Genomic DNA, 13592 nt, shown 5'->3' on the forward strand with positions numbered 1-13592 from the left:
CGTGACCCGGTACATCAACGGGCATTCATGATAGTTTAGACGTCCAGACGTATAAAAACAGGTTATCTGAACATGGCTGATAAACATCTTGATACTGCGCTGGTTCATGCCGGGCGCAGCAAAAAATATACTCAGGGCTCGGTCAACAGCGTGATTCAGCGCGCGTCATCGCTGGTTTTCGACACCGTCGAAGCGAAAAAGCACGCCACCCGCAACCGCGCCAAAGGCGAACTGTTCTACGGTCGTCGCGGGACGCTAACCCACTTCTCCCTGCAGGAAGCGATGTGCGAACTGGAAGGCGGCGCCGGCTGCGCCCTCTTCCCCTGCGGCGCAGCGGCGGTCGCAAATACTATCCTGGCGTTCGTCGAGCAGGGCGACCATATTCTGGTGACCAATACCGCCTACGAGCCGACCCAGGATTTCTGCACTAAAATCCTCGCCAAACTCGGCGTAACCACCGGCTGGTTCGACCCGCTTATCGGCGGCGATATTGCCCGTCTGGTACAGCCGAATACCCGAGTGGTATTCCTCGAATCGCCCGGCTCCATCACCATGGAAGTTCATGATGTCCCGGCGATCGTCGCGGCGGTGCGCAGCGTCGCTCCGCAAGCCATCATTATGATCGATAACACCTGGGCGGCGGGAGTACTGTTCAAAGCGCTGGAGTTTGGTATCGATATCTCTATTCAGGCCGGAACCAAGTACCTGATCGGCCATTCCGATGCGATGGTCGGCACTGCGGTGTCCAATGAGCACTGTTGGGCGCAGCTGCGGGAAAATGCCTACCTGATGGGGCAAATGGTGGATGCCGATACCGCCTACATGACCAGCCGCGGCCTGCGCACCCTGGCCGTCCGCCTGCGTCAGCATCATGAGAGTAGCCTGCAGATTGCCGAATGGCTGGCACAGCATCCACAGGTAGCGCGCGTGAATCATCCCGCCCTGCCCGGCAGCAAAGGCCATGAGTACTGGAAGCGGGACTTCACCGGTAGCAGCGGTCTGTTCTCTTTCGTGCTGAACAAACGCCTGAGCGATGCCGAGCTGTCCGCCTACCTCGACCACTTCAGCTTGTTCAGCATGGCCTACTCCTGGGGCGGCTTTGAATCGCTGATTTTAGCCAATCAGCCGGAACACATTGCCGCAATCCGTCCTGATGCTGAAGTTGACTTCAGCGGCACGCTAATTCGGGTACATATCGGGTTAGAAAATGTTACCGATCTGCTGGATGATTTAGCGGCGGGCTTCGCGCGTATCGTGTAAAGTGACAGTCAGTGGCAACAATAGCGGACGTTTTTAAGAAAAGCGGCCGCTTTAGTTGCGCCCGGGATCAAGGTGCTCGGGCCTCTTCAGGAGTACACTAAATAAAAAACACGGTACCACTTAGGAAAGTCCATGGTTGTCATTCAAGAAATCGTCGCCGCTCTGTGGCAGCATGATTTTGCCGCGTTGGCAAACCCCCACGTTGTGGGCGTTGTATATCTGGTCATGTTCGCAACCCTGTTTCTGGAAAACGGTCTGCTGCCCGCCTCGTTTTTACCGGGCGATAGCCTGCTGCTGCTCGCCGGCGCGCTCATCGCCAAAGGCGTGATGGACTTTGTACCGACTGTCGCTATCTTAACCGCTGCAGCCAGCCTCGGCTGCTGGCTCAGCTATATTCAGGGGCGCTGGCTGGGTAATACCGCCACGGTTAAGCGCTGGCTTGGGCATCTGCCGCATAAATACCATCAGCGGGCAACCTGCATGTTTGACAAGCACGGCCTGCTGGCGCTGCTGGCCGGACGCTTCCTGGCGTTTGTTCGCACCCTTCTGCCAACCATGGCGGGCATTTCCGGGCTGCCGAACCGCCGCTTCCAGTTTTTCAACTGGCTGAGCGCGCTGCTGTGGGTTGGGGTAGTTACCGGTCTGGGCTATGCGTTGAGTATGATTCCCTTCGTAAAACGTCATGAAGATCAGGTCATGACCTGCCTGATGATTCTGCCTATCGCGCTGCTGATAGCCGGGCTGCTCGGTACGGTTATCGTGGTGATTAAAAAGAAATACTGCAACGCCTGATAGGGTGCCAGGGCGGCGAGGATTTGCCGCCCTGAGATCGTTATTACATCCCCTGTATTGTCCTGATGCGTGCCGCATCTTCTCCCGGCGTCATGCCGAAATAACGCTTAAATTCGCGGCTGAACTGCGATGCGCTCTCATACCCTACCCGCATCGCCGCCGCGCTGGCTTTCATGCCGTCGTGGATCATCAGCATGCGCGCTTTATGCAGGCGATAAGTCTTCAGATACTGTAGCGGGGAGGTGCTGGTAACTGATTTAAAGTTATGGTGGAACGCCGAGACGCTCATATTGGCCTCAGCCGCCAGCTGATCGACGCTGAGGTTCTCAGTGTACTGGCTTTCAATGCGCTTCAGCACGCGGCTGATCAGGCTGAAGTGGGTTTGACGGCTGACCAGCGCCAGCAGCGCTCCCCCGCACGGCCCGGTCAGCACGTGATAGAGAATTTCGCGGATGATCTGTTTGCCAAGAATGCGCGCGTCAAGCGGGCGTTCCATCACATCCAGCAGCCGCTCCGCCGCGCACAGAATCTCTTCGGACAGCACCGCAGAGTTGATCCCGCTTGACGCCATGGACGGCTGAAACTGCTCATCCTCCCCGATATCCATCAGCAGTTCTTGCAGTTGAAGAATATCGACATTCAGCCTTATTCCCGCCAGCGGTACTTCCGGGGTGGCAAAAGTTTCGCACTCAAACGGCAGCGGAACCGTCAGCAGCAGATACTCATTGGTGTCATAGCGGAAGGTACGCTCATTGATATAGCCAATTTTATGCCCGGAAAAGAGAAAAACGATCCCCGGCTGGTACATGACCGGCGTACGCGTCCCCGGCTGAGTGCCGTACAGCAGGCGGATATCCGGCAGCAGACCATTAAGCATTTCTTCTTTATTTTTCAGCTGATTAACCTTATGCGTTAATAGCTGGCATATCTCAGCGCGGTTCATTTATCGTGCTTCTCCGAACGTTTTTATACCTTCGCATTGTGCGCACTTCCGGCGAATTTCTCCAGCTACAAAGAGAAATGGGCAAGACAACGGCAGGAATGTGCATTGAGGGGAACGGCCCGCGGGAACACAATGTCCGTCATCTGGCAGAGGTATTGTCTCTGTTGGCGGTTTTATCTATTTGAGGGCACCAGCCATGAATAATTTCGACCTACATACCCCAACCCGCATTCTGTTCGGTAAAGGCGCGATTGAAAATCTGCGCGATCAAATCCCGGCGGATGCACGTGTGCTTGTCACCTACGGCGGCGGTAGCGTGAAGAAAACCGGCGTGCTTGATCAGGTTCTCAGCGCGCTGAACGGCATTGACGTTCGGGAATTTGGCGGCATCGAGCCAAACCCGTCCTACGAAACGCTGATGAACGCGGTGAAAATCGCGCGTGATGAAAAGATCACTTTCCTGTTGGCGGTGGGCGGCGGCTCCGTTCTCGACGGCACTAAATTCATCGCCGCGGCGGCCCACTACGATGCCAGTATCGATCCGTGGGAAATTCTCGAAACTTACGGCAGCAAAGTGGCCAGCGCTATCCCGATGGGCTCCGTGCTGACGCTGCCTGCGACCGGTTCCGAATCTAATAAAGGCGCGGTGATCTCGCGTAAAACCACCGGCGACAAACGCGCGTTTATGTCCACCCACGTCCAGCCGGTGTTCGCTATTCTGGATCCGGTTTACACCTACACCCTGCCGCCGCGCCAGGTGGCTAACGGCGTCGTTGACGCATTCGTCCATACCGTTGAGCAGTACGTCACCTATCCGGTCGACGGTAAAATCCAGGACCGTTTCGCCGAAGGCATTCTCCTGACCCTGGTGGAAGACGGTCCGAAGGCGCTGAAAGAGCCGGAAAACTACGACGTTCGCGCCAATATTATGTGGGCCGCCACCCAGGCGCTGAACGGCCTGATCGGCGCAGGCGTACCGCAGGACTGGGCGACCCACATGCTGGGCCACGAACTGACCGCCATGCACGGGCTCGATCACGCGCAGACGCTGGCCATCGTTCTGCCGGCGCTGTGGAATGAAAAACGCGAGGCTAAACGCGCTAAACTGCTGCAGTACGCCGCTCGCGTCTGGAACATCACCGAAGGTTCTGAAGAAGAGCGTATTGACGCCGCCATCGCCGCAACGCGTGATTTCTTCGAACGCATGGGCGTCCCGACTCGCCTTTCCGCCTACGGTCTGGATGGTAGCTCCATCCCGGCGCTGCTGGCGAAACTGGAAGAGCACGGTATGACCCAACTGGGTGAAAATCAGGATATTACTCTGGACGTCAGCCGCCGTATTTACGAGGCTGCACGCTAATCAACGCCCTCTCCGACGCGTAAACTCGCGCAAAGGAGAGGAGTTTAACTACCGTTTTTAGCTATTTCGTCCAGACTTAATGCTACCCCTCAGCGGATTCTGTCCCGCTGAGTTCATTAACAGGAGGAAGGCATGACACATCCAACCGTTATAAAACTACACGACGGCAACCTGATGCCGCAGCTGGGGCTCGGCGTGTGGAAAGCAGGCAACGAGGAAGTCGTCTCCGCCATTCATAAGGCGCTGGAAGTCGGTTATCGCTCATTTGACACCGCCGCCGTATACCAGAATGAAACCGGCGTCGGCAATGCACTGAGCAGCGCAGGCGTTGCCCGCGATGAGCTGTTCGTCACCACGAAGCTGTGGAATGACGATCAAAAGCAGCCCCGTGAAGCGCTGCAGGAAAGCCTTAAAAAACTCAAACTCGACTACGTCGACTTATACCTCATTCACTGGCCGGTGCCGGCTACGAACCATTACGTTGATGCCTGGAAAAGCCTAATTGAGCTACAGCAGCAAGGGCTGGCAAAAAGCATCGGCGTCTGTAATTTCCAGGTCCACCATCTGCAAAAAATCATTGATGAAACCGGCGTCGCCCCGGTGATAAACCAGATTGAACTGCATCCTCTGCTGCAGCAGCGTCAGCTTCATGCCTGGAATGCGACGCATAAAATTCAGACCGAGTCCTGGAGCCCGCTGGCACAGGGCGGTGAAGGGGTATTCGATCAGAAAATTATTCACCAACTGGCGGACAAATACGGCAAAACGCCGGCGCAAATCGTCATCCGCTGGCACCTCGATAGCGGCCTGGTGGTGATCCCGAAATCCGTAACGCCGTCGCGCATCGCCGAGAATTTTAACGTCTGGGACTTCCGTCTTGATAAAGATGAATTGAGTGAAATCACTAAGCTGGACAAAAACAAACGCCTCGGGCCTGACCCGGATCAGTTCGGCGGCTAATCCTTCCTGCTCCGTCGGATCCCGGCGGAGCATCGCTTTGCAGTCCGGCTAAAACCACGTACATTTATGGCTTATTGCAATCAAATGGATGCGTGCTGATGAGCTGTATTTTCTGTCAAATTGTTGAGGGGAAAGCCCCCTGCCACAAGGTGTGGGAAGATGAGCACCACCTCGCCTTTCTCTCCATTTATCCAAATACCGACGGTTTTACGGTCGTGATCCCGAAGAAGCACTATCCCAGCTATGCGTTTGATATGCCGCCGCAGGCGCTGGCCGACCTGGTGCTGGCGACGCAGAAGGTGGCAAAGCTTCTGGATAAATCCTTCGATGACGTGGGACGTACGGGGATGTTTTTTGAAGGCTATGGCGTTGACCATGTCCACAGCAAACTCAGTCCGATGCACGGCACCGGGGATATGTCCCAATGGCGGCCGATCGAGTCGCGTCAGACTAAGTTTTTTGCGCAATATGAAGGCTATCTCTCCTCCCACGATCACGAGCGGGCGGATGATGAAAAGCTGGCAGCGCTGGCGGCCAGAATCAGAGAAGCATAGCCATAGAATTTGCTTTGCCGTTTGGCAAGCGGCTGACCGGGCCCGGAATGATCAGGTCCGGTCAGCGAGGCACTACCGGGCAATACTGCAGGCTTAACGACCGGCAACCTTGCCGCGTTTTACGGGCTTCTTCGCCGTGGCCCCGCCGTTCGAACGCTGGTGCACAATCGGCGTATGCTTCGTCAGCGCCGGTCGGGTATGGCGGTTCTGGCGACGCGCTTCGCGCATTTCTTCCAGCGTCGGCGCCGGTACCAGGCAATCGCGACGGCTGCCGATCAGGTGCTTTTTACCCATCGTTTCCAGCGCCTGACGGATCAGCGGCCAGTTGGCCGGATCGTGATAGCGCAGCAGCGCCTTGTGCAGGCGGCGCTGTTTGTCGCCCTTCGGCACCACCACATCCTCACTCTTATAGCCAATCTTACCCAGCGGGTTCTTGCCGGTGTAATACATGGTGGTGGAGTTCGCCAGCGGCGACGGATAGAAGTTCTGCACCTGATCCAGGCGGAAACGATGCTGCTTCAGCCACAGCGCGAGATTCACCATATCTTCATCTCGCGTCCCCGGGTGGGCGGAAATAAAGTATGGAATCAGATACTGCTCTTTACCCGCCTGCTTCGAATAAGTATCGAACAACTGCTTAAAGCGATCGTAGCTGCCCATACCCGGCTTCATCATCTTCGACAGCGGCCCCTCTTCGGTATGTTCAGGAGCAATCTTCAGATAACCGCCTACGTGGTGGGTGGCCAGCTCTTTGATGTAGCGCGGATCTTCAACCGCAATGTCGTAACGAACGCCGGATGCGATGAGGATCTTTTTGATGCCTTTAAGATCGCGGGCGCGACGGTAAAGGTTAATCGTCGGCTCATGGTTGGTGTCCATATGCGGGCAGATATCTGGATAAACGCATGACAGGCGGCGGCAGGTCTGCTCGGCGCGCGGCGACTTGCAGCGCAGCATATACATGTTGGCCGTCGGGCCGCCAAGATCGGAAATAATACCGGTAAAGCCGGGCACCGTATCACGAATCGCTTCGATTTCATTGATGATCGAATCTTCGGAACGGCTCTGAATGATCCGACCTTCATGCTCGGTAATCGAGCAGAACGAACAGCCGCCAAAACAGCCGCGCATGATGTTAATGGAGAAGCGAATCATCTCATAGGCCGGAATGCGGGCATCGCCGTAAGAAGGATGCGGAACGCGCTTATAGGGCAGCGCAAACACGCTATCCATCTCTTCGGTTGAGAGCGGAATGGCGGGCGGGTTAATCCAGATATAGCGCTCGCCGTGCTTCTGCATCAGCGCCCGGGCGCAGCCGGGGTTAGTTTCATGGTGCAAAATGCGCGAGGCATGCGCGTAGAGAACTTTATCGCCTTTTACTTTCTCAAACGAGGGCAGCAGAACGTAGGTCTTCTCCCACGGTTTCGGACGCGGCGGCTGGACGGTAACGCGCTTCGCTTCCTGTTTTGGCGGCGCGACGGTTTTGTTATCCGCGCACGGTAGATCTTCACCATACGGATGCGGGATCGGGTCGATTTTCCCCGGCGTGTCCAGACGCGTGGAGTCCACCCCGCTCCAGCCAGGCAGCGCTTCCTTCACCATGATGGCGGTGTTGCGTACATCGCGAATTTGCCCGATAGGCTCGCCGGCGGCCAGACGGTGCGCCACTTCCACCAGCGGACGCTCGCCGTTGCCGAACATCAGCATATCGGCCTTAGAGTCCACCAGCACCGAACGGCGCACGGTATCGGACCAGTAGTCATAGTGCGCGGTACGGCGCAGGCTGGCTTCGATGCCCCCGAGGATCACCGGGACATCTTTCCACGCCTCTTTGCAGCGCTGAGTGTAGACCAGCGTAGCGCGATCCGGGCGTTTACCGGCCACGTTACCCGCCGTGTAGGCATCGTCATGGCGCAGCTTACGGTCGGCAGTGTAGCGGTTGATCATCGAGTCCATGTTACCGGCGGTCACGCCGAAGAACAGGTTCGGTTTACCCAGACGCATAAAGTCATCTTTGTTGTTCCAGTCCGGCTGGGAAATAATCCCCACGCGGAATCCCTGGGATTCCAGCATGCGTCCGCAAATCGCCATCCCGAAGCTCGGGTGATCGACATAAGCATCGCCGGTCACCAGGATGATGTCGCAGCTATCCCAGCCAAGTTGATCCATCTCTTCTCGCGACATTGGCAGAAAAGGCGCGGGGCCAAAACAGGCGGCCCAATACTGCGGCCAGGAGAAAAGGTCACGATCCGGTTGGATCAGGGATATTGCGCTCATATTGCTTCCGGGGAAAATGATAAAAAAATAATCAAAAAGGGCGGCGATTATAAGCCGGAACGATGGGAGAAATGAAGGAGGTTTTTCCAATCCCGGCCAGCAGCAGGCCGGGCAAAATAAATTACGGCGCCGGATTCACCAGAATCTGGCCAATGGAGCCGCGGTCGGCAAGCTCCAGCGTCTGGCTTAAGTACTGGAACGGAAAGTGCGGCCAGGAGGGCTGGTTGTAATAGACCAACAGCTCAACCTGCCCGTCGATCCAGACGGTATCCTTCCAGCCGCGGTCTTCCGGGAACGGCGCAGAACCGTTCACGTTACGCACCTGGAACATGACGCCTTCAATATGGAACGACTGCGGCCGGTCGGCGCGCACCGTCCAGCGCTCCCAGGTTCCCTGCTGCGCCGTAATATCAATACGCTGCGGATCCCACAGCTGGCCGTTGATTCCCGGATCGTCGCCAAGCGTAATATCGCGGCTGCGGATCGGCGCGCCGGCCAGCATTTCCGTAGGCAGCAAGCGCACAGGCAGGCTATCGGTCACCAGCGGCAGCAGGCCCGTCGGGCGCAAAGTCAGAATCAGCGTTGAAATCAGGATGCTCGACGGTTCGAAGAAACCGCGAATACGATCGACGATACTCGCCGCTTCCCCGCAGGTTATCGACACCTCATCGCCGTTGGTCATGTCGACCAGGATTTCGCGCCGTTCGCCCGGAGCCAACGACAGCTGCTTTAGCGAAACCGGCGCCGGAAGCAGCCCCTGGTCACCGGAGATGACGTGCAGCAACCGACCATCGCTCATCTGCAGCTGGTAGCGCCGGGAGTTAGACGCATTCAGCAGACGCAGGCGCACCCAGCCGCGCGACACTTCAACAAAAGGCCCCTGCACGCCGTTCACCAGCAGCGTATCGCCAACGAAGCCGCCGCTGCCGGGTTCGCTATATTCAGGCGTACCGAAGTTATCCAGGCGCTTGTCCTGAATAATCACCGGGAAATCATCCACACCGTAGTGGTTAGGGATCGGCAAATTCTTGCTAACCTCATCTTCTACCAGCCACATCCCGGCAAGACCGTTATAAACCTGTTTCGCCATATGGTTTGGCGTGTTGGCCTGATACCACAGCGTCGCCGCGCTTTGGCGGATCGGCAGCACCGGAGCCCAGTCGGCGTTGGCGGACATCATACGCGCCGCGCCGCCAATCAGCGGACCGGGAACCTGCAGACCGCGTATCGTCATCGCGACGTTTTCCGTCAGGCGGTTGCTGTAGATCAGCTTCACATCATCGCCGTTCCAGACGCGGATGGTTGGCCCCATGTAGCGGCCGTTAATCCCCCACACCGATGCGCGGGTGCCCGGCGTAAACGACCAGTGCGCACGCTGTAGCGTCAAAAACAGCGGCTGCCCACGGCGGGACTCAAGCAAAGGAGGAATCGGCAGCGCGGGCTGCTGACCAGCAGCCTGTGCCTTCAGCGGCGCGGCGCCTGCGCACAGCGCTACGCCTGTAGCCTTAATGAACTGACGCCGACTGAGTGACATATTAACTCCATGAGACACTGACTAATGAATAAGGGAATTCGTTTCCCGCCAGCAATACGCGCGCCGTTTGCGGCGTTTCCGGTGTTATTTCTTGCCGGCCGCTTCGCGTTCGGCAACTTCTTTATCCAGCTCGGCAATTTTCGCGGACATCAGCTCGCGACAGTGCGTCGCCAGCGCGCGGACGCCCTCTTTCCCGTACTGGCTGGTGTCGACCGGCGGCAGCATTTCGACAATCACCAGACCGTTATTCAGGCGATTGAGCTTAATTTTATTCGAAGTATTAGACACGCATACCGGAATAATGGGTACGCCCGCCGCGATAGCCGCATGAAAGGCACCGGTTTTAAAAGGCAGCAAACCGCGACCGCGGCTGCGAGTCCCTTCCGGAAACATCCAAAAAGAGATTTTGCGCTTTTTAAATGCGTTCACGACTTCTGCAATGGTGCCGTGCGCTTTTGTCCGGTTATTGCGGTCAATCAGTAGATTCCCCGTCAACCAATAGAGCTGGCCGAAAAAAGGGATCCACGCCAGGCTTTTTTTACCTACCGTAACGGTCGGCGGCTGTACGATATTCGATGCCGTCACCATATCATAGTTATTCTGGTGGTTAGCGATATAGATAGCGTTACCGTAGCTTTCGGCATCGGCAGGCTTGCGGAGTTCAACCTTCAGACCGAAGACCGGCGACAGCTTGCCAAAAAGGTGACCGAAGGTGGCGACGTGCTTAGGATTACGCGGACTGAACAGACAATAGATACAGCCGAAGATGCACACCAGAATACAGTAAATGACAACGATAATTAGTCGAAAAATAAATAGCATAGCTACCTCTAAAACCCAAACCGCTTAGAATTATACTCGCTGTTTAGCAAATGATTGACGCCATAGCGCAATTCAGGCCGGGCACAGGTTCCCTGGGAGCACATTGTTAATCGCAATGCCTGAATAAACAACGTTTTTGCGGTAAATATTCACCTCCCCGCCTCACCGCGAGGGAGGTGCATCTTACTCTTCGCTACCGCCCGCAGAGGCGCGACGCGGAGAATCAATCTCTATCCGATCGATTTTCTGCAATCCGCGCATCAGAGAGCCGCGGCGGCCGCGCTCGCCGGTGACTTTTTGCAGCTCTTCCGGACGGAGTTTAATTTTCCGCTTACCGACATGAATCGTCAGCGTACTTTGCGGCGGCAGGACAAACAGATGCGCCAGGCCATCCTGGCCCGCAGCCGCTTCCGCCGACGGAATATTAATAATCTTGTTGCCCTTACCTTTCGACAGCTGCGGCAAGTCACTGACCGGGAACATCAGCATGCGGCCGGCAGCGGTAATGGCCAGCAGCATGTCCGATTCGTCCTCTATTACCAGCGGCGGCATCACGTGCGCGTTATCCGGAAGGCTAATCAGCGTCTTACCGGCGCGGTTGCGCGCCACCAGATCGTTGAAAGTACAGATAAATCCGTAGCCTGCGTCGGAAGCCAGCAGCAGTTTTTGATCATCGGCTTCCATCAGCATATGTTCAACCGTCGCCCCCGGAGGCAGCGTCAGCTTACCGGTAAGCGGCTCGCCCTGACCGCGCGCGGACGGCAGGGTAATCGGGTCAATCGCGTAGCTGCGCCCGGTAGTGTCAATAAAGACCACCGGCTGATTGCTCTTCCCTTTCACGGCCGATTTAAAACTGTCGCCCGCTTTATAGTTCAGCCCCGGCGCGTCAATATCGTGACCTTTGGCACTGCGTACCCAGCCGCTCTGCGACAGAACGATAGTCACCGGCTCAGACGGCAGCATATCGTGCTCGCTCATCGCCTTGGCTTCTTCGCGCTCGCGCAGCGGCGAGCGGCGATCGTCGCCAAAGGCGTCGGCGTCGGCCTGCAGCTCTTTCTTCAGCAGGTTATTCATCTTGCGTTCAGAGGCCAGGATGGCCTGCAGGTTGTCGCGCTCTTTTTCCAGCTCGTTCTGCTCGCCGCGAATCTTCATCTCTTCCAGTTTGGCGAGATGGCGCAGTTTTAACTCCAGAATCGCTTCCGCCTGGGTCTCGCTGAGGCCGAAGCGAGACATCAGCGCCGGTTTCGGCTCATCTTCGTGACGAATGATCTCGATAACTTCATCGATATTCAGGAACGCCACCAGCAAACCTTCAAGAATATGCAGGCGCTTGAGAACCTTTTCCAGACGGTAGCTGAGACGACGGCGCACGGTATCGCGACGGAAGGTCAGCCATTCCGAGAGGATTTCCAGCAGGTTTTTAACCGCTGGACGGTTATCGAGCCCGATCATATTCAGGTTGATACGATAGCTCTTTTCCAGATCGGTCGTCGCGAACAGGTGGTTCATCACCTGCTCCATATCGACGCGGTTAGAGCGCGGGACGATCACCAGGCGAGTCGGGTTTTCGTGATCCGACTCGTCGCGCAGATCATCCACCATCGGCAGCTTTTTGTTGCGCATCTGGGCGGCGATCTGCTCAAGCACGCGGGCGCCGGAAACCTGATGCGGCAGCGCGCTAATCACCACCGCGCCGTCTTCTTTGGCCCATACCGCGCGCATCCGCACCGAACCGCGGCCATTCTGGTAGATTTTGCGGATTTCGGCACGGGGGGTAATGATTTCCGCTTCGGTCGGGTAATCCGGCCCCTGCACGATATCCAGCAGGTCATCCAGCGAAGTTTGCGGCTTTTCAATCAGGGTAATGGCCGCCCGGGCCACTTCACGCAGGTTGTGCGGCGGAATGTCCGTCGCCATCCCAACGGCAATGCCGGTAGTACCGTTTAGCAGAATATTGGGCAGGCGCGCAGGCAGCATCTTCGGCTCCTGCAAAGTGCCGTCGAAGTTTGGTACCCAGTCAACGGTGCCTTGCCCCAGTTCGCTCAGCAGCAGTTCAGCATACTTCGACAAACGGGATTCGGTATAACGCATTGCGGCGAAGGATTTAGGATCGTCCGGCGCCCCCCAGTTTCCCTGACCGTCAACCAGCGGATAGCGGTAGGAGAAGGGCTGAGCCATCAGCACCATGGCTTCATAGCACGCGCTGTCGCCGTGGGGATGGTATTTACCCAGCACGTCACCGACGGTGCGGGCGGACTTTTTGAACTTCGCGCTGGCGTTCAGACCCAGTTCAGACATCGCATAGACGATGCGACGCTGGACCGGCTTCAGGCCATCGCCAATAAACGGCAGCGCCCTGTCCATGATGACGTACATGGAGTAGTTAAGGTAGGCGTTTTCCGTAAATTCATGCAGCGCAAGGCGCTCTGCCATATCGCTCATTAATCGTGAATCCTCAATCTGCGTACCGGCCGTTCGGACGGCAAAACTACCGGCGATAATACCCTATCTGACGCCCTGAGTCACAGGGCGTTAGGCCGGTTGAGGAATTCCGTGAGCATCCTTCAGTTATGGCTGAAGGCGATTCGCAAATTAGGGGGTGATTTTACGAATCTGCTTTACATCGATCTCCACTGAGTTCCAGTCTTTATCGACTTCGCCCTGGATCTCTACCGTATCCTGCGGGGTAACGGTCACGCCGTTCCAGCGCTTGTGATCGATATCGACGTTGACGGTGCCGGAGCTGTCCTGGAATTTATACAGATCATCGGAAATACGCTCCACGATTTTACCGCGCAGGGTCACCCAGGTATCGTCACGCAGGCTTTTCGCATTCGCAACCGTCGTTACGCTCCCGTTCGGGCCAATAAACCCGCCATTTTGCGAGGTTGTCTGGCTGGTTTGCGTGGAGCCAGGGCCGGAAAATCCGCCCTGTTCAGCAGCCAGTACCGGCATGGAAACTAAAGCGATGATGGCGGTCATTGCGGCGATTTTCTTCATGATGTGTTCTCCCTTTGTGTTTATATCGTCACTATTACACCGGGCAAAACTTAACAACTTCTTAAGCGGAAAAAATAAATTTTATTCCTG

Annotated in this window: 10 protein-coding genes and 1 pseudogene; 5 read left to right on the forward strand and 6 right to left on the reverse strand. The window is 56.5% G+C overall.

The genetic code is table 11. The annotated features are described in order from the left end of the window. Positions 1-72: 72 nt before the first annotated feature. Entirely contained in the window at positions 73-1260 is a 1188-nt protein-coding gene (gene metC, locus ABLV12_RS07195; RefSeq protein ID WP_348866946.1) for a cystathionine beta-lyase, read from the forward strand. Between the two features lie 132 nt (positions 1261-1392). Beyond that, positions 1393-2052 (forward strand): DedA family general envelope maintenance protein YghB, encoded by a 660-nt coding sequence (gene yghB, locus ABLV12_RS07200; protein WP_004105816.1) that lies wholly within the window; start codon positions 1393-1395, stop codon positions 2050-2052. 43 nt (positions 2053-2095) lie between these two features. Here the strand turns inward: yghB and ABLV12_RS07205 are convergent, their stop codons facing one another. Continuing rightward, positions 2096-2995 (reverse strand): AraC family transcriptional regulator, encoded by a 900-nt coding sequence (locus ABLV12_RS07205; RefSeq protein WP_016808000.1) that lies wholly within the window; start codon positions 2993-2995, stop codon positions 2096-2098. Between the two features lie 196 nt (positions 2996-3191). Between ABLV12_RS07205 and yqhD the strand changes: the two genes are divergently transcribed. From yqhD to ABLV12_RS07220, 3 genes are all read left to right on the forward strand, one after another. Further along, on the forward strand, positions 3192-4355 hold the full coding sequence (gene yqhD, locus ABLV12_RS07210) for an alcohol dehydrogenase (RefSeq protein WP_017145414.1): 1164 nt from the start codon (positions 3192-3194) through the stop codon (positions 4353-4355). Between the two features lie 132 nt (positions 4356-4487). Further along, positions 4488-5315 (forward strand): 2,5-didehydrogluconate reductase DkgA, encoded by an 828-nt coding sequence (gene dkgA, locus ABLV12_RS07215; RefSeq protein WP_004105823.1) that lies wholly within the window; start codon positions 4488-4490, stop codon positions 5313-5315. 98 nt (positions 5316-5413) lie between these two features. Continuing rightward, positions 5414-5869 carry an HIT family protein gene (locus tag ABLV12_RS07220; RefSeq protein WP_004105825.1) on the forward strand — a complete coding sequence of 152 codons (456 nt, stop codon included), beginning with the start codon at positions 5414-5416 and terminating at the stop codon, positions 5867-5869. Positions 5870-6022: 153 nt separating this feature from the next. Here the strand turns inward: ABLV12_RS07220 and ABLV12_RS07225 are convergent. From ABLV12_RS07225 to ABLV12_RS07245, 5 genes and pseudogenes are all read right to left on the reverse strand, one after another. Next, positions 6023-8237: pseudogene (locus ABLV12_RS07225) on the reverse strand (YgiQ family radical SAM protein); the annotation flags it as partial. A gap of 30 nt (positions 8238-8267) precedes the next feature. Next, positions 8268-9680 carry a cell division protein FtsP gene (ftsP, locus tag ABLV12_RS07230; RefSeq protein ID WP_004105829.1) on the reverse strand — a complete coding sequence of 471 codons (1413 nt, stop codon included), beginning with the start codon at positions 9678-9680 and terminating at the stop codon, positions 8268-8270. A gap of 84 nt (positions 9681-9764) precedes the next feature. Then, a complete protein-coding gene (gene plsC / locus ABLV12_RS07235) occupies positions 9765-10502 on the reverse strand; it encodes a 1-acylglycerol-3-phosphate O-acyltransferase (protein WP_004115619.1) in 738 nt (245 codons plus the stop codon). Between the two features lie 183 nt (positions 10503-10685). Then, complete coding sequence (parC, locus tag ABLV12_RS07240) at positions 10686-12944, reverse strand: DNA topoisomerase IV subunit A (protein ID WP_004105833.1); 2259 nt, start codon at positions 12942-12944, stop codon at positions 10686-10688. Between the two features lie 150 nt (positions 12945-13094). Further along, positions 13095-13502, reverse strand: coding sequence for a YgiW/YdeI family stress tolerance OB fold protein (locus tag ABLV12_RS07245; protein WP_004105835.1), 408 nt, complete (start codon positions 13500-13502; stop codon positions 13095-13097). Positions 13503-13592 lie beyond the last annotated feature (90 nt).

The organism is Klebsiella sp. CN_Kp100 (assembly GCF_040065315.1).
Taxonomy (GTDB): Bacteria; Pseudomonadota; Gammaproteobacteria; order Enterobacterales; family Enterobacteriaceae; genus Klebsiella; species Klebsiella oxytoca.

What these genes read in the sequence shown, in the direction of transcription:
- metC (WP_348866946.1), top strand. Translation starts at nt 73, where the DNA reads ATGGCTGATAAACATCTTGATACTGCGCTGGTTCATGCCGGGCGCAGC.
- yghB (WP_004105816.1), top strand. Translation starts at nt 1,393, where the DNA reads ATGGTTGTCATTCAAGAAATCGTCGCCGCTCTGTGGCAGCATGATTTT.
- ABLV12_RS07205 (WP_016808000.1), bottom strand. Translation starts at nt 2,995, where the DNA reads ATGAACCGCGCTGAGATATGCCAGCTATTAACGCATAAGGTTAATCAG.
- yqhD (WP_017145414.1), top strand. Translation starts at nt 3,192, where the DNA reads ATGAATAATTTCGACCTACATACCCCAACCCGCATTCTGTTCGGTAAA.
- dkgA (WP_004105823.1), top strand. Translation starts at nt 4,488, where the DNA reads ATGACACATCCAACCGTTATAAAACTACACGACGGCAACCTGATGCCG.
- ABLV12_RS07220 (WP_004105825.1), top strand. Translation starts at nt 5,414, where the DNA reads ATGAGCTGTATTTTCTGTCAAATTGTTGAGGGGAAAGCCCCCTGCCAC.
- ftsP (WP_004105829.1), bottom strand. Translation starts at nt 9,680, where the DNA reads ATGTCACTCAGTCGGCGTCAGTTCATTAAGGCTACAGGCGTAGCGCTG.
- plsC (WP_004115619.1), bottom strand. Translation starts at nt 10,502, where the DNA reads ATGCTATTTATTTTTCGACTAATTATCGTTGTCATTTACTGTATTCTG.
- parC (WP_004105833.1), bottom strand. Translation starts at nt 12,944, where the DNA reads ATGAGCGATATGGCAGAGCGCCTTGCGCTGCATGAATTTACGGAAAAC.
- ABLV12_RS07245 (WP_004105835.1), bottom strand. Translation starts at nt 13,502, where the DNA reads ATGAAGAAAATCGCCGCAATGACCGCCATCATCGCTTTAGTTTCCATG.